The organism is Kitasatospora sp. NPDC042419 (genome assembly GCF_056437345.1).
In genome coordinates this window covers 75,667-92,075 of record NZ_JBWKAW010000032.1, presented here as the reverse complement: position 1 = coordinate 92,075, position 16,409 = coordinate 75,667, and the positions used below count along the sequence as shown (strand labels likewise).

11 protein-coding genes and 1 pseudogene are annotated in these 16,409 nt (G+C 76.1%); 7 read left to right on the top strand and 5 right to left on the bottom strand.

Annotated features, from left to right (window positions below; translation table 11 throughout):
* Positions 1-132: 132 nt before the first annotated feature.
* The gene (locus tag AC067J_RS37130; RefSeq protein WP_478306938.1) at positions 133-627 is read left to right on the top strand and encodes a hypothetical protein; all 495 of its coding nucleotides are present in this window, start codon (positions 133-135) and stop codon (positions 625-627) included.
* Here the strand turns inward: AC067J_RS37130 and AC067J_RS37125 are convergent.
* From AC067J_RS37125 to AC067J_RS37110, 4 genes are all read right to left on the bottom strand, one after another.
* Positions 603-1,367: a metallophosphoesterase gene (locus AC067J_RS37125; protein ID WP_478306936.1), complete on the bottom strand. Its 765-nt coding sequence runs from the start codon at positions 1,365-1,367 to the stop codon at positions 603-605. The two genes, AC067J_RS37130 and AC067J_RS37125, sit on opposite strands and share 25 nt — an antisense overlap.
* Positions 1,368-1,386: 19 nt before the next feature.
* Positions 1,387-5,973, bottom strand: coding sequence for a hypothetical protein (locus tag AC067J_RS37120; RefSeq protein WP_478306935.1), 4,587 nt, complete (start codon positions 5,971-5,973; stop codon positions 1,387-1,389).
* 162 nt (positions 5,974-6,135) lie between these two features.
* The gene (locus AC067J_RS37115) at positions 6,136-7,011 is read right to left on the bottom strand and encodes a hypothetical protein (protein ID WP_478306933.1); all 876 of its coding nucleotides are present in this window, start codon (positions 7,009-7,011) and stop codon (positions 6,136-6,138) included.
* Positions 7,012-7,147: 136 nt separating this feature from the next.
* Entirely contained in the window at positions 7,148-8,692 is a 1,545-nt protein-coding gene (locus AC067J_RS37110; RefSeq protein ID WP_478306931.1) for a hypothetical protein, read from the bottom strand.
* A 296-nt stretch (positions 8,693-8,988) separates the two neighbouring features.
* Between AC067J_RS37110 and AC067J_RS37105 the strand changes: the two genes are divergently transcribed.
* From AC067J_RS37105 to AC067J_RS37085, 5 genes and pseudogenes are all read left to right on the top strand, one after another.
* Complete coding sequence (locus AC067J_RS37105; protein WP_478306929.1) at positions 8,989-10,044, top strand: IPT/TIG domain-containing protein; 1,056 nt, start codon at positions 8,989-8,991, stop codon at positions 10,042-10,044.
* 186 nt (positions 10,045-10,230) lie between these two features.
* Positions 10,231-10,785 (top strand): hypothetical protein, encoded by a 555-nt coding sequence (locus AC067J_RS37100; protein ID WP_478306927.1) that lies wholly within the window; start codon positions 10,231-10,233, stop codon positions 10,783-10,785.
* A 74-nt stretch (positions 10,786-10,859) separates the two neighbouring features.
* On the top strand, positions 10,860-11,636 hold the full coding sequence (locus AC067J_RS37095; RefSeq protein WP_478306925.1) for a LamB/YcsF family protein: 777 nt from the start codon (positions 10,860-10,862) through the stop codon (positions 11,634-11,636).
* A gap of 98 nt (positions 11,637-11,734) precedes the next feature.
* Positions 11,735-12,337 (top strand): annotated as a pseudogene (gene pxpB / locus AC067J_RS37090) (5-oxoprolinase subunit PxpB); the annotation flags it as partial.
* Positions 12,338-12,987: 650 nt separating this feature from the next.
* Positions 12,988-13,842 carry a 5-oxoprolinase subunit C family protein gene (locus AC067J_RS37085; RefSeq protein ID WP_478306976.1) on the top strand — a complete coding sequence of 285 codons (855 nt, stop codon included), beginning with the start codon at positions 12,988-12,990 and terminating at the stop codon, positions 13,840-13,842.
* Between the two features lie 437 nt (positions 13,843-14,279).
* Here AC067J_RS37085 and AC067J_RS37080 read toward each other — a convergent pair whose 3' ends face one another.
* Positions 14,280-15,311 (bottom strand): saccharopine dehydrogenase family protein, encoded by a 1,032-nt coding sequence (locus tag AC067J_RS37080; RefSeq protein WP_478306923.1) that lies wholly within the window; start codon positions 15,309-15,311, stop codon positions 14,280-14,282.
* A gap of 97 nt (positions 15,312-15,408) precedes the next feature.
* On the opposite strand from AC067J_RS37080, the gene AC067J_RS37075 reads away from it, so the two are divergent.
* The gene (locus tag AC067J_RS37075) at positions 15,409-16,356 is read left to right on the top strand and encodes a helix-turn-helix domain-containing protein (RefSeq protein WP_478306921.1); all 948 of its coding nucleotides are present in this window, start codon (positions 15,409-15,411) and stop codon (positions 16,354-16,356) included.
* Positions 16,357-16,409: the final 53 nt, after the last annotated feature.

The window sequence follows — 16,409 nt, the reverse complement described above, 5'->3', positions numbered from 1 at the left end:
GGTACGACAGGGCAGAGTGGTGCGCAGGGGCGCGTTCCGGGGCGCCCGTCCCCGTGGAGTCCCACCCGCCCCGACCGGTTCCACCCGTGTCCGCCCGCGTACGCCGCCGTGACCGCGCCTGGGGGTCGCCCGATGTCATCCGCACGCCGTCGCCGCCGTCTGCCCGACGAGGTGCGGGCCGCCGTCGTCCGGGCGGTGCTCTGCCTCGCCTTCACCCTGGTCGGCATCGTGCTCGCGACGCTGTCCTCCTACGCGGACAGCTGGTTGATGACACCGGCGCTGATGGCGATGGGGCTCGGGGTGTTCGGCACGATGTGGTGCCTGCTGGAGATCCTGATCTCCCGCCAGGTGGCCGCGCAGCGGATGCGCGGGCCGAACGCCGCCTCCCCGATGGCCGGCAGCCGGGTCCCGGCCGCGCCGCGACAGCCGGGGCCGGCAGGGCCGGCGGGGCCTCCGGGGCCGAGGGGCGCTCCCGCACGGCCCGGGCCGGCGCACCCGCAGGCGTACCCGCCGGGGTATGCGCCGGGGCATCCGCAGGCGTACCCGCCCGCACACCCGCAGGCGTACCCGCAGACGCCTCCGCCGGCCGGTGCGGGACCGCGTCAGCCCGAGGTGACCACCCGGTAGTGGGTGGTGAGCCGGCCCGCGTCGTCCAGCACGTGGAAGGCGACCATCGGCGGCTGCTCGAAGGTGACGTCCGGCCCGCCCTCGCAGGCCAGCGCGACGGTGGAGACCACACCCGGCGCGACCAGCAGCGGCAGCCCGGCGAAGGTGGTGGCCGCGGCCGTGTGGGCGTGGCCGCAGAGCAGCGCCCTCACCCGGGGGTGACGGGCCAGCACCTCGGCGAGCCGCTCCTCGCCGAACTGCCGGATCGGGTCCACGTACGGCAGGCTGAGGGTCACCGGCGGGTGGTGGAAGGCCACCAGCGCGGGACGCTCCGGCCCGCCCTCCGCGAGGGTGCGGTCCAGCCAGCCGAGGGTCTCCTCGTCGAGCAGGCCGTCGTGCCGGCCGGGGATCGAGGAGTCGAGCATCAGCACGTCGGCGCCGGCCAGTCGGTGGAGCCGGTTGACCGGGCCGCCGGCGGGCTCCTCCCCGAGCAGCACCTCCCGGTAGGGCTCGCGCACGTCGTGGTTGCCCGGACAGAGCAGCACCGGGTGACGGGAGGTCAGCACCTTGGCGACCTCGCGGTACTCGGCGGGAAGGCCGTGGTCGGCGAGGTCGCCGGAGACGAGGACGGCGTCCGGCGCGCCGGGCAGGGCGTCGAGGTACGCCATCACCTGCTCGGCCCGCCGGCGGGCCCGCTCACCGCCGTCCCCGTGGTGGTCCTGGCCCAGGTGGATGTCGCTGAAGTGAACGATCGTCAACATGCGTTCCACCGTACGTCGGTCATGACTGGGCGGGAACCTCCGCCGGCCGCTTGAACATCCGGGTGGCGGTGATCTCGCCGTGGACGGCCGGGCCGTCCGGGTCCTGCGGGGCGGGCAGGCCGGGCCGCAGGTGCTCCTCCACCGAGATGTACTTCAGCCCCGCCCGCAGGTCGGCGTCGTTGCGCAGCCGGATGACCAGCGGGAACTCGGCGAGCGCCGTGGTGTCGAAGAGCCCGGTGGTGTAGATCAGCTGGACGCCGAGCGCGTCGGCCACCGCACGCTGGAGCTCCAGCAGGTACGTCGCGTTGGCCCGGCCGATCGGGTTGTCGAGGAAGAGCGTGCCCGCGTGCCGCAGCTGGGACTGGCCGCGGTCGTTGGCGCGCAGCGCGGCCATCGTGCAGTACAGCGCGATCGCCGCGGTGAGCAGCTGGCCGCCGGAGAAGACGTCCGACATCTGGCCGACGCCGACCCGCTCCGCGCGCAGCACCGCGTCGGGCTTGAGGATCTCGACGGAGACGCCGCGCGGGCCGATCGCGGCCGCCACGCCGCGCAGCAGCAGGGACATGCCGTCGCGGCGCAGGTCGCTGTTCTTCCGGACGGCGGCGCGGGTGGCCTCGTCGATGACCTCGCCGAGCCGCTCGACCAGGGTCGCGTGGTCCGGGTCCTCGAAGCGGATCCGGAGGAACTCCTGCCCGGACCACTCCCCCAGGCCCTCGGGCAGCCGGGAGAGCCGCTGGGCGGCGCGCAGGGTGGTGAGCGAGGACTCGACCAGGCCGCGCAGGCGGTCGACGATCGAGCCGCGGTTGCGCTCCAGCTGGGCGAGTTCGTCGGTGAGCACGCGCAGCCGGGGGGCGAACGCGACGGCCCAGGCGGCGGCGTGGTCGGGCAGCGCGGAGGCGGGCAGTTCGCGGATCTGCTGGCGGGCCGGGGTGCGGACCGCCTCGTAGCGGGCCGCGTTGGCGTGCCGGACCAGGGCGTCCGAGGCGTCGCGGACGGCGAGTTCGGCGGAGGAGAGCTCGGCGGCCGCGGTGCGCAGGGCGCGGCGGGCCTCCGCCGCGGCGGCGCGGGCGTCGGCGAGCGAGCCGAGGTAGGGCTCGGCCGGCTGGTCCGCGTCGTCGTGGTGCTCGCGCAGACCGTCACGCAGCTGGCCGGCGTGCTCGTCGAAGTCGGCGGCCGCGGCCTGGGCGGCGTCGAAGGTGCGCTGGAGGTCGGCGTGCGCGGTGCGGGCGGCGTCCAGGGCCTCGCGGCGTTCGGCGAGCCGGCTGGTGGCGGTGCGCAGCAGGGTCTGGGCGTGCTCGGGGTCGGTGGGGACGAGCTCCTCGGGCAGCTCGGTGTGCGCCTCGCCGTCGGCCGGGGCCGAACGTTCGGCCTCGCCGCGGAGCCGGCCGAGCTGCTCGCTGGCGCCCGCGGCGCGGGCCTCGATGGTGGCGACCAGCTCCTCGGCGCGGGCGGCGGCGGCCTGGCGGGCCGGGCCGTCGGCGCCGTCGGGGCTGCCCAGCAGCTCCTCGGCGCGGGTGCGGACCTTGTTGGTGAGGCGGTCGAGCTCGGCCGCGGCGGCGGCCTCGTCGCCCTCGGCGCGGGCCTGCTCGGCCCGCAGGTCGGCGCCGACGCCGACCTTCTCGTACAGCTGGGACGCGGAGCGGTAGGCCTCGCGGAGCGCGGGCAGTGCGGCCGGGGCCGCCTCGGCGGGCTCGTCGTCCTGCTCGGCGGCGGGGATCTCGGCGCGTTCGGCCCGCAGGGTGCGGGCGGTGCGGCGGGCGTCGTCGGCGGCGCGCTGGGCGGCGCGGCGGTCCTCGTCGCAGGTGCGGGCGCGTTCCGCGCAGACGGCCTGGCGGCGGTCGCACTCGGCGGCGTCCTCGGCGAGTTCGCGCTGGCGGCGGCTCCAGTTGGCGCGCTCGCGCAGCCGGAAGGCGAGGCCGGAGAGGGCGTCGGCGCGGCGGCGGGCGCGCTGGGCGGCCTCCCGGTGCTCCTCGTGGGCGGAGGCGGCGGTGGCGTGGTCGGTCTCGGCCTCGTCGTGCTCGGCGCGCACGGTGGCCAGCGCGGCGGCGGCCTGCTCGGCGTGCTCGCGGGCGGCCTCGGCGGCCTCGGCGAGTTCGGCGAGGGTGCCGGGCGGGCAGCTGGCGTGCCAGGAGGCGAGGCGGGCGGCGAGCGCGCGGTCGCCGCCCAGCCGGGCGGCGAGCTCCCGGATGTGCTCCTCGCGGGCGGTGGCGCGGGCGCGCAGCTCACGGCGCTCGCCGTCGGCGGCGGACTCGTCGTGCATGGCCGGGTTCGGCGGCACCAGGAAGAAGGCCGGCTCGTCGGTGATCGGGGCGATCAGGGAGGCGGCGGCGCCGACGGCGACGGTGGAGCGGGGCAGCAGCGCGGCGGACTGCAGGGCCTCGCGGGCCCGGTCCAGCGAGTCCGCGTCGGTGATGACGACGCCGTCGACGAGTTCCGGGCGGGCGGCGAGGATCGACTCGTGGTCGGCCGGGTCGACGGACTGCGCGAGGTAGCGCCAGCCGGGAAGCGCGGGGATGCCGTGCTCGGCGAGGTACTCGACGGCGGCGAGGACGTCCGGGCCGGGCGGCAGCAGGCCGCCGTCGCCGAGCGCGGCGAGGATGCGGGAGTCGTCGGCTGCGGCGGTGCGCAGGTCGAACAGGGTGCGTTCGGCGGTGGCGATGGCCTCGTCGAGGAGCTCGCGCAGGTACTCGGCGTTGCGGTCGAGCACGGCGGGGGTGAGGAAGCCGGCGTCCTCGTCGACACCCGACCCGTCCTCGTGCCAGTCGGTGGGGGCGGGGGTCAGCGAGAGCAGGTCGGCGAGCCGGGGCTCGGTGGCGAGCAGGGCGGCGGTGCGCTGCTCGGTGGCGAGCGCCCGCGCGGCGGCCTTGCGGGCGTCGGTGGCGCGGGCGTCGGCGAGTTCGGCGCGACCGGTGGCGGCGGCGGACTCGCGCAGCCGGGCGGCGGCGGACTCGGCGGCGGTGCGGGCCTGGGCGAGCGCGGCGCTGGCGGTCTTCTCGACGTCGGCGGCGTGCAGCGCGGCGCGGGCCGGGTCCGGCTCCGCGGTGTCGGGGTCGATCCAGCCGGCCTCGACGGCGGCCGCGGTCTCCTGCTCGACCTCGGCGAGGCGTTGGCGCAGGTGCTCGGCCTCGCTGCGGGCCTTCTGTGCGGCGGTGGCGGCCTCGGTGGCGTCGGTCTGGGACTTGGCGCCGTCGGCCTGGAGTTCGGCGGCGCGCTGCTCCTCGGTGTCGGCGCGGTCCTCGACGGCCGCGGCGGCGCTCTCCAGGGCGCGGGCCAGGGCGCCGGCGGCGCGGGCGCGGGCGGCCAGCGCGGGGGCGGCGTCCAGCTCGGCCTCGCGGATGGCGGCGGCGACCCGGGTCACCCGGTCGGCGGCGGCGCGCTGGCGGAGCACCGCCTCGGCGGCCTGCCAGGCGGAGTGCAGGGTGCGGGCGTCGGTGAGTTCGCGGCGCAGTGCGGCGGCCTCGGCGGTGGCGGCGGCCAGCGCGAGGGTGGCGTGCCGGTGGGTGAGCTCGGCCGCGATCAGGGTGTGCCGGGTGCGGTCGGTCTCGGCGGCGGTGACGGCGCCCGCGGCGGCCGCGACCTCGACGGCGAGGTCCTGGGCGCGGTCGCGCTCGGCGCCGGCCCGGGAGCCGAGGGCCTGGGCGAGCCTGCGGGTGCGGCGCTCGGCGGTGCGGTGGGTCTCGCGGACGGACTCGCGGGCCGTGGTGGACTCGGCGATGCGCTCCAGCAGCTCCAGCGAGCCGGCGGTGAAGTCGCGTTCGGCGGTGAGTTCGGAGCGCAGGCCGAGCTTGGCGGCGAAGCCGTGGACCAGGTCGGCGAGGCCGTCGGTGTCGCGGGTGTCGGTGACGGCGCGCAGCAGCAGGTCGGTGAAGTCCTTGTCCTGCTTGACCGCGAAGAGGCCGGCCGCCTCACCCTCGTCGGCGTTCATCTCACGCTGGTAGCGGAAGAGTTCGGGGTCGAGGCCGAGCTCGCCGAGGTGCTCCGTCCAGCGGTCGTGGCCGTCCTCGAAGACCAGGTCGAGGTGCGGGTGGGCCTTGCCGGCCTCGGTGAGGGCGTCCCGGAACCCCTTCATGGTGCGGCGGCGGCCGCGGGCCTTCTGGTCGCCGGCCAGGCTGACCCGCTCGGAGACCGGGAGGGAGTCCAGGGTGAGGCCGGGACCGGGGCGGAAGGAGTACCAGGTCTCGGCGAACTTGCGCGGGTCCGAGGAGACCTGGCGCCCGCGCCACTCGCTGACCTTGCCGACCACGATCAGCTCACCGGTGACGGTGTGCTGCCACTCCAGGGCGACGTGGCCGCAGTCGTCGGCGAGCAGGAACTTGCGGAGCACGCCGGAGCTGGCCCCGCCGAGGGTGTTGCGGTGGCCCGGGAGCATGACCGAGAAGATCAGCTTGAGCAGGACGGACTTGCCGCCGCCGTTCTCCAGGAAGAGCACGCCGGCGGGCGCCGGGCGGCGCACCGGTCCGTCGGTCTCCTCGCCGAACAGGCCGATCTGCTGGGGGACCGGGTCGGCGACGGGCTCGCCGACGCCGCGCAGGTCGAGCACCGTGTCGGCGTAGCGGGCGCCGGCCGGTCCGATCGAGTAGAGGCGGACCCGGTTGAGCTCGTACATGTGCGGCGGTTCTCCAGGAGGCGGGTGGGTGGGAGCTGGCTCGTGGTGCGGTGGGGGCCGGTGCCGTGGGGGCCGGTTCGGCGGGGTTCGGTGCGGCGGGGTTCGCTGCGTTGGGGGTCGCTGCGTTGGGGTTCGGTGCGGCGGGGGCCGGTTCGGCCGGAGTCAGAGGGAGTGGAACGGGAGGCCGGCGTCGGCCACCAGCTCGTCCCCGGTGTCCGGGGGCAGCAGGGAGGCGGTGCCGTCGGAGACCGGGACGACGCCGAGGTCGAGCAGCTCGGCCATGGCGGCGCTGCCGGCCAGGTCACGGACCTGGAGCTGGTAGCGGGCGGTGGTGCGGTAGGTGCCGCCGGCGTCGTCCGACACCTTCTGCAGGAAGCCGGAGTCGACCAGGAACAGCACCGCCTTGGCGACGATGCCGATGGTGGAACCGGAGAGCCGGCGGGCGTCCTTGGTGGCGCCGGTGGCGGTGCGCCGGGCCCAGACCCGCCAGGCGGCCTCCAGTCCGGGGGCGTCGCTGTGCGGGTCGGTGTTGGCGCCGTCGGCGGTGGCCTGCTCCTCCAGGCGGCGGCAGGCCTGGCGGACGAAGGTGTCGACGCCGTTGACGGTGATCCGGCCGAGGTAGCCGTCGTCGGCGAGGTCCTCGGGGCGGGGGAAGGCCATCGCGGCGACGGCGAGGTGCGCCAGGCCGTGCAGGAAGCGGTCGGTGGACTCGGAGGCGGCGCGGCGGGAGTAGTCGCCCATCCGGACGGCGAACACGGACTCCTCGGCGGCGGCGACGGCCATGCCGGCGCGCGGCGAGACCTCCAGGACGACCAGGCCCATGCCGGTGGCGACGGCGTCGGCGAGCCGGGCGAAGGGCGGGTCCTCGCGGTGCCGGCGGACCAGTTCGGCGTACTCGGCGTCGCGGGCCGGGAGCAGCTTGGCCTGGAGGCCGAAGGAGACCAGCCGGGCGGCGTCGGCGACGTCGGCCGGGGTGATCGGCGCGGGCGCGGCGGGCTCGGCCTCGGGCGCCCAGGACGTGTCGTGGTGGGTCGTCACGGGCAGTGCTCCTCGGGGGCGTTGCTGGGGGTGCGGGTGGTCCGGCGGGCGGGTGTCCGGTGGCCGGGCGGCTGGTGACCGGGCGGCCGAGTGCCGGGCGGCTGGTGGCTGGTCCTGTGGCGGGTCGGCATGCGCGTCAGCCGGCGTCCTTGCGGTCGGCCGCCATGCCGACCGCGTCGAGCAGGGCGCTGCCGACGATGAGGTCGGCGCCGCCGAACTCCTGGTCGCGCAGCACCGTCCCGTCGTCGACCGCGAAGAGCAGCCGCTCCTCACCCTGCCGGTAGGCGGTGCCGACCGGCGGGCTGGCCGCGTGCACGGCCAGCAGGGCGACCAGGTACGGGAGTTCCGGATCCTGCTTGCGGGCGTCGGCGAGCAGGCCGGAGAGCCGCCGGGGCGCGTCCGCCGGCAGGTCGAGCAGCTCCAGCGCGGCCTCCAGCTGGGCCTCGGAGAACCGGCTGTCGTCGGGGGTGGCGACGAGGTCCGGATCGGGCAGCTCGGCCCCCAGGTGCTCACGCTCGACCGGCGGGGTGAGCAGCAGGTCGACCAGGTCGCTGACCCGGACCGAGACCGGGGTGCGCAGGCCGACGCCGCGGGCGAAGAACGCGCCGGTGGGCCGGACGGCCTGCTCTATCGGCAGCCGGAGCACGGGGGCGAGCAGCTGGCCGTAGAGGTCGATGCCGCTGCGGGCGCCGGGGGTGGCGAAGGCCTGCCGGTCCTGCTCGGCGCGGAACAGCGGACCGGCCTCCAGCAGCCTGGTCTGCAGCTGGGTGTGGCGGCGGATGCAGTCCTTGACGATGTCGACCAGCTCGGCGGCGCGGCGCTTGTGCTCCTGGTCCTCGGCCTCGTCGCGGGCCTTGCGGATGTTGGTGAGAATCGCGTTCTCGTGCCGGTAGCGGTCGGCGATGTGGTCGAGCGCCTCGTCGATGAGGTCGGGAACGGCCTGCATCCAGTCGACGGCGCGGACGTTGCGGCGGGTCGCGTCGAGGGCGCGGCGCAGCGTCTCGGCGTACTGGACGGTGCGGTAGCGGGCCTGCTCGGCGGCGAGCTGGGCGTCGGCCAGGCGGCCGCGCCGGATCAGCACCTCCAGCTTGACCTCGGCGGCGATCTGCGCGGACGTGACGTCGGTGTCGAGCGCGCCGACCAGGACGTTGACCGCCTCGTCGGTGGTCCGCAGGTAGACGCCGCCGTCGGGGCCCGGGACCTCCTCGATGAGCTTGAAGTCGTAGTCGCGGCGGACGTACGCGCCCTCGGCGTCGAAGGTGCCGTAGACGGCGCGGAAGCCGCGGTCCACGCTGCCGACGTTGATCAGCGACTCCAGCACCCAGCGGCCGACCCGCTGGTGCTCGGCGGTGGACCGGGCGGGGGCCTGGGCGGCGACCCGGGGCAGCAGTCGGGCCAGCACTATCTCGCGGTCGGCGCCGGTGTCGAAGTCCATGTTGAGGGTGACCAGGTCGATCGCGGCGAGCCCGACCTCGGCCATCGCGTAGCCGCCGTACTCGCCGGCGAGCATGACCTTGCGGCTGTCCAGGTCGTGCAGCGGCGCGGTGCAGGCCAGTGCCTTGAGCCGGCGGGCCAGGCCCTCGTCGGCGGCGGGGCCGGGCGCGGGCCGCGCGGCGGCGACGGCGGGCCCGGCGGGCGGCCGGGAGCCGAGCTCGGTGGGCTGGTCAGCGATGACGGTCACGGTGGACAAGACTAGAGGTAGGCGCCGACATCGACCGAAACGGACCTTCCGGGCACCCGCCCGGGCACCCGGGCCGGGCGGGGAGGCGGGGCCGCGCGCGGGGCTCGGAGGCGGGACGGGGAGACGGGGCGGGGAGCGCGGGGCGGAGAGGTGGGGCGGGGCGGGGAGGCGGGGAGGCGGGGCCGCGCGCGGGCGCGGAACGCGGAGGACAACGGAGTGCAACGGAAGGCGGGCTAATAGAACCCGCTTTCGAGAAACGGCCCCGCAGGCAGATCGAGCCCGCCATGATTCTTCGTATGATCACCAGACTGGTACGAGGTGGCCTCGCCGCCTCCCTCGCCGTGGCCGCCCTCACCACCGGCGCCGCCGTCTCCACCACCGCGGCCGCCGGAACCCCTGCCCGAGCCGCCGCCAAGACGGCGGTCACCGGCCAGAACGTGACCGTGTCGCAGAGCGGGAACTACCCGATCTTCCCGATCGACAACACCAACATCTCGGTGTCCTGGAAGTCCTCGGGCACCGCCGACCTCACCGGGGTCACCCACCTGACCGTCGAACTGCCGCCCGGCCTGACCACCGGCGGCGCGATGATCACCTCCTTCCAGGACTACACCTTCACCCAGACCGTCTCGCCCGACGGCCGCCGGCTCGACGCCTACTTCACCGGCAACCGCGCACCCGGGCGCAGCGAGTTCATGAAGCTCACCGTCGCCTCCCACGGCACCAGGCCGTCCGGGACGATCAAGGTGACGGCCGCGAACCCGAACGACGCCGACCCGTCGGACAACGTCTCCAGCTACCTGCTCGGCAGCGGCCCGCAGGCCCCGGCCACCCAGGCGGCCCCCGCGGTGACCGGCGTCGGCACCACGACCGGCCCGGGCACCGGCGGCACCCCCGTCACCCTGACCGGCACCAACCTTGACAACGGCTTCGTGCTGTTCGGCGGCTCGGTCGCGGCCGGCAGCTGCACCAGCACGGGCTGCACCGTGACCACCCCCGGCGGCTCGGGCAGCGTGCCGGTCACCGTGGTCACCCCCGGCGGCTCCGCCACCGCGGCCGCCGGCTTCGACTACACCGGCGCCGCTCCGCCCGCTCCCCCCGCACCGGCGGTCAGCGGCCTGACCACCAGCACCGGCCCGGCCGCCGGCGGCACCCAGATCTACGTCCAGGGCAGCAACCTGGCCAACGGCACGGTGAGCTTCGGCGGCGTGCCGGCCACCCGCCACTCCTGCGGCCCGGCGCTCTGCTCGGCGACCGCCCCGGCGGGCTCGGGCACGGTCGACGTGACGGTGACGACGGCGGGCGGGACGAGCGCGCCCGTCACCGCGGACCGGTTCACCTACACGCCCTGACGGCCCTCCTCCCCCACGGGCCCGGCACCGGTGCGGTGCCGGGCCCTTCCACGTCCGCCGCCCCACCGTCCCACCGTTCACGGCTTGGCCCGAAGGTGAGTTGAACGCGTTCAATTCCAGGTCTGGAGTCACTCCCGTGCAGGTGGGAACAGCCCGGCCTGCCGCCTCGGCACGGGGGTTTGCGCAATGAGCGACACGACCGGCAGCGGAACGACCGCGACCGAACGGGCGGCGCTGCGACACGTCCGGCGATGGCTGTGGACCTTCGTGGTCTGCCTCGTCCTGAGCGGCCTGACCGCGTTCCCCCTGGAGACCGAGACCCGCTGGCTCGCCGACCTGGCGGCCGGCCCCGGCGCCCCGGTGACCGACCGCTTCCCCGCCCTGCTGGATTGGACCGAACGGGTACGGGACGGCATCGCCGAGACCAACGCCCGGTACCCCTTCCTCGCCTACGGCACCGACTGGCTGGCCTTCGCCCACCTGGTGATCGCGGCCGCGTTCCGGGGCCCGATCAAGGACCCGGTGCGCAACGTCTGGGTGATCCGGTGGGCGGTCCTGGCCTGCGCCGGGATCATCCCCCTCGCGCTGATCTGCGGGCCGCTCCGGGGCATCCCGCCGTACTGGCGGCTTGTCGACATGTCGTTCGGGATCGTGGGCGTGGTGCCGCTGCTGATCGTGCTGCGCGCGCTGCGGCCGCTGCTGGAGCGGGCCGAAGGCCGCCCGGCCCCGGCAGTGGGCTGACCGGACGAGCGGCACTCCGCCCTCACCCGCAGGCCCTACCATCTGGCTCAACAGCTGCTGGGAGGCGGACGGGCGTGGCCGATGCGGTGATCGATCTCAATGCGGACCTCGGTGAGGGGTTCGGACGCTGGACGCTGACCGACGACGAGGCACTGCTCTCCGTCGTCACCAGCGCCAACGTCGCCTGCGGCTTCCACGCCGGCGACCCGTCCACCATGCGCCGGGTCTGCTCCCTGGCCGCCGAGCGCGGCGTCCGGATCGGCGCCCAGGTCTCCTACCGCGACCTCGCCGGCTTCGGCCGCCGCGCCATGGACGTCCCGCCCGAGGAACTGGCCGACGAGATCGCCTACCAGATCGGCGCCCTCCAGGTCTTCGCCCGCGCGGCCGGCTCCCGCGTCTCCTACGTCAAGCCGCACGGCGCCCTCTACAACCGGGTGGTGACCGACTCCGAGCAGGCCGAGGCCGTGGTCGCCGGCATCCTGCGCGCCGGAGCCGTCTGCGACGGGCCGCTGCCCGTCCTCGGCCTGCCGGGCTCCCGGCTGCTCGCGGTGGCCGACGGCGTCGGCCTGCCGGTCGTCGCCGAGGCGTTCGCCGACCGGGCCTACACCTGGGCCGGCACGCTCGTCCCGCGCCGCGAACCGGACGCCGTCGTGCACGACCCGGAGACGGTGATCACCCGAGCGGTCGGCATCGCCCGGGACGGCTCGGTGGTGGCGGTCGGCGGCGAGCCGATCACCGTCGAGGCGCGCTCGCTCTGCGTCCACGGCGACACCCCCGGCGCGGCGCAGCTGGCCTGGCGCATCCGCGGCGCGCTCGCCTCGGCGGGCGTCCGGGTGGAGGCCTTCGCGTGAGCACGGCCGCGCCGGTGGCCGACGGCGGCGGGGCGGACGAGAGCCGTGCCGACGGGGGCGGGGCGGGCGGTGGCGGGGCGGACGGTGGGTCGGCGGTCGTGCTCCACCCGGTCGGCGACCGGGCCCTGCTCGCCGAGGTCCCGGACCCGGCCGCGGTGACGGCCCTGTACGGCTGGCTGCGCGAGCGCCAGGCCGCCGGCGAGCTGCCCGAGGTCGAGGAGATCGTCCCCGCCGCGCGGACCGTCCTGCTGGACGGCGTCGCCGACCTCCCCGCGCTGACCGCGCTGCTCCGCTCCGCCCGCCCGACGGCGGCCGACACCGTGCCCGGCCCACTGGTGGAGGTGCCCACCGTCTACGACGGCGAGGACCTCGCCGAGGTCGCCGCCCTCTGGGGCGTCTCCCCCGAGGCCGCCGTCCGGATCCACAGCGAACCCGAGTACGTCGTCGCGTTCTGCGGCTTCGCCCCCGGCTTCGGCTACCTCACCGGCCTGCCGCCCCGGTACGCGGTCCCGCGCCGCGCCACCCCGCGCAGCTCCGTCCCACCCGGCTCGGTCGCGCTGGCCGGCCCGTACACCGGGGTGTACCCCCGTTCGTCGCCCGGCGGCTGGCAGCTCCTCGGGCGGACCGCGCTGCCGCTCTGGGACGCCGCCCGCGAGCCGGCCGCCCTGCTCGCCCCCGGCGTGCGGGTCCGGTTCACCCCGCTGCCGGGCGGCCGCGACCGCCCGACCGCCGACGGCGGAGGTTCGCGGTCGGCGGGTGCCGGCCGGCCGTCGGGTCGGACGGACGCCCGTCCGGACGACACCCGCGACACGGGCCCGGCGAGCGACACGGGCCCGGCGAACAGCGCGGAACGAGCCGACCATGCGGACGGGGCGGATGCAGCGGGCGGTCCGGGCGGTACCAACGCCACGGACACTGCGGGGAGGGCCGACGAACCGGGTGCCCACGAAGGCGTGATCGCCGTGGGCGGGCAGAACGATGCGGCCGCCGCTCGCACCCCGGACGGCCCGGTTCCTGTCAGTACCGGGAGCCGCGCCGCCGGCCGGGCCCCCGCAGACCACCCGGGCGGTGCGAGCCCGGCGAGCGATGTGAGTCCTGTCGGCGGGCCGGGGACTGCGGGCCGGGCGGGCGGCGGGAGCGGGCCGGGCTCAGCCGGTCCCACCAGCGCCGCAGACGGTGGGAGTGCGGCAGACCGTGGGAGCGGTGCGGGCGGGCCTGATGCCATGGTCGGCACGGGCCGGACCGGCGGCAGCGGTGGTTCGGCTGGTTCGGCCGGTCCGGCTGGTCCGGCTGGTGCGGTCGACGCCCCCACCGGACAACCCGGGGGTGCGGTGTGACCGCGGCCGACGGGATGGTGGTCGTCCGGCCCGGACCACTCACCACCGTCCAGGACCTCGGCCGACACGGCACCGCCCACCTCGGCGTCCCCCGCGCGGGCGCGCTGGACGAGCCGGCGCTGCGCGCGGCCAACCGGCTGGTCGGCAACGAGCCCGGCACGGCGGCCCTGGAGACCACGCTCGGCGGCGTAGCACTGCATGCGCTCCGGCCGCTCGTCGTCGCGGTCACCGGTGCGCCGTCGCCGGTCCGGGTCGACGGCCGCGCAGCCGCCTGGGGCGCGCCGGTGGCCGTACCCGCCGGTGCGGTCGTCGAGGTCGGCGCGGCGACGCACGGCGTGCGCGCCTACCTGGCGGTGGCGGGCGGGATCGCCGTACCCCCTGTGCTCGGCAGTCGTTCGGCCGACCTGCTGTCCGGCCTCGGGCCGGCCCCGCTGGCCGCCGGCGATCGGCTGCCGGTCGGCCCGCCTCCGCCGTACCGGCCGACGCCCGGCCTGGTCCCGCTGCCCGCACCGCCGACCGTCCTGGTGCTGCGGTTGCGGCCCGGCCCGCGCGCCGACTGGTTCGGCCCGCAGGCGCTGGCCCGGCTCGCCCGCGATCCGTACCGGGTGGCGCCGGCCGGCAACCGGATCGCGCTGCGGACGGAGGGGCCGCCCGTCGTCCGGGCGCGCACCGACGAACTGGCGAGCGAGGGCATGGTGCTGGGCGCCGTGCAGATCCCGCCGGACGGCTGCCCGGTGGTCTTCCTGGCCGACCATCCGACCACCGGGGGCTACCCCGTCATCGGTGTCGTCCCGTCCGCCGACCTGGCCGCCGCCGCCCAGGCGCGGCCCGGCACCCCGATCCGCTTCACGGTGGTCCGGGGGCGGTAGCGGCCTCGCCCGGCCCCGGAGCACCCGCGAGCCCCGAAGCCCGAACCCCGAGGCTCCGAGGCTCCGAGGCACTCGCCCGAGGCCGGCTCCTGCGCAGGAAGTCGGCCCGTCCGACTTCCTGCGCGCAACCCGCCGCATCGGCTGCGGGTCCGCCGCCCCCGGCTTCCGCACTCCCGAAATATGTAGACCGGTCTACACGTCTGGTATATGCAGACCGGTCTACATATCCACGATCTGTAGACCGGTCTGCATATTCGTTCACGCCAGCCCCGCACCCGGCCCAACCGTCCCCGGAGAGGAGGCCGGCCGGCCCGGCTTCCCTCTCGCGCGGCTCCGGAAACCCGCCCGCACTACCCCGGGCGGGTATGGGCCCCGGCCCTGGACACCGGTCGGGACACCGGTCGGGACACCGCTCGGAGTACCGGTCGGAGTACCGGTCAGTGCGGGAGCTCGACCGACAGGTACGGGCTCAGCGCCTCCAGGAAGTCCGCCGCCTCGAACATCGCGCCGGCCGAGGCCACACCCGTGGTCCGCGTCTGCCCGGCCAGGATCCGCCGGACCGCCTCCACCGCCAGGGGCGCGGTGATCGCGTAGATGTCCTGGCCGCCGGCCGTGGCGCGGCGCTCGACGCCACCCGCGCTGACCCGGACGTCCACCACGAAGGTCTGGTCCGACCGCCCCAGGTCGTCGACCGGGCGCGGTGCCGGCGTCTCCGCCACGGCGAGGTCGCCGGCGGCCTCGACGGACATGTAGGTGCGGACCTCGGGCACCGCCAGGTGGCTCGGCAGCGTGACGACGTCGGCCATCGTGAACTCCGCGATCACCGCCCGCTCGCCCAGCGGCTCCGGGAAGTGCCAGTCCTGCCGCGACAGCTCGTCGTCGTGGTACTGCAGCTCGCCGTCGGCGAACCGCACCCGCCGCCCCGCTCGGCGCTCGTGCGACACCCGACCGGCTTCCCTGGTCCCCTCGGTGGGGTGCCAGCTGTTCAGCCCGTACGCGACGTGCACCGCGTCCGCCGCCGTCCACTCCCCCATCGCCGCGGTCGCCAGCAGGTCGCCCAACCCGCCGTAGAACGCCATTGCCGGCACCACGGGCACGTCGGCCTTCCGGGCCGCCTCCGCGTAGTCGGCGAACGTCTGGGCGTTCGCCTCGATCTCCGCCGCGACGTCGACGTACGGGATCCCCGCACGCAGCGCCGCCTCGACCAGCGGGCCCGCCGTCACCGCGAACGGTCCGGCGCAGTTGATGACGGCCGCCGCACCCGCCAGGGCCCGGTCGAGCGAGCCGGGGTCGTCCACGGTCGCCGGACGCACCACCACGTCGTCCCACCCGGCGGCCAGCGCCTCCAGCTTGGCCGCGTCACGGCCGGAGGCGACGGTGGCGAAGCCGCGCCTGCGCAGTTCGGCGACGATGAAGCGCCCGGTGTGCCCGGTCGCCCCGTAGACCACCACTGCATCCGCTGTACTCATGATTCCCCCGCTTTCGCCGTGCTGATGGATCAAGTCTCGGCGCTGCGCGCTCCGAACCGTGATGGTCCGGAACGACATCACCCGTACACTTTCGGACATGCCGACTGTCGCACTGCTGGCCGCTGGTCACCTGCTGCACTTCGAACTCGCGGTGGCCTACGAGATCTTCGGCAACCCCCCGATCGAAGCCCGGGGCGACTGGTACGACGTCCGGCTCTGCGGTCCCGGACCGGTCCGGGTCGGCCCGTTCGTGGTCGAGCCCGACCACGGACTGGAGGAACTGGCCCGTGCCGACACGGTGATCGTGCCCGCGTGGGCCGACATCGACGAGCCGCCGCCGGCCGAGGTGGTCGAGGCCGTACGCGCCGCGCACGAGTCGGGCGCCCGCGTCGCCTCCCTCTGCACCGGGGCGTTCGTGCTCGGCGCCGCGGGCCTGCTGGACGGCCAGCGGGCCACCACCCACTGGGCGCACGCCGCGGAGCTGAGTGCCCGCCATCCGCTGGCCGTGGTCGATCCGGACGTGCTCTACACGGACAACGGCAGCGTGCTGACCGCCGCCGGAAAGGCCGCCGCCGTGGACCTCTGCCTCCACCTGGTCCACGTCGACCACGGAGCCGCGATCGCCAACTCCGTCGCCCGCCGCCTCGTCATGGCACCCCACCGGCCCGGCGGCCAGGCCCAGTTCGTGGCCACGCCGGTGCAGGCGACGGGTGACCACGTGCTCGCCCAGCTGCTCGCCTGGGTCCAGCAGCGGCTCGACCAGCCGCTGACGGTGACCGACCTGGCCCGACGGGCGAACACCAGTCCGCGCCATCTGGGCCGGCAGTTCCGGTCCGTGCTCGGACAGACCCCGATCCAGTGGCTGCTGGACCAACGCGTCCGCCGGGCACAGGAGTTGCTGGAGTCCACCGACGAGAGCATCGAGGCGATCGCGGTCGCCACCGGCATGGGCACGGCCACGACGCTCCGGCGCCAGTTCAAGCGGGTCGTCGGGGTCCCGCCGGCCAGCTACCGGCACGCGTTCCGCAGCGCACGGCCCGCCTGAGGGGTGCGGGCGCGGCGACCCGAGGGCGACGCCCCGGCACTCCTACCGCCCGG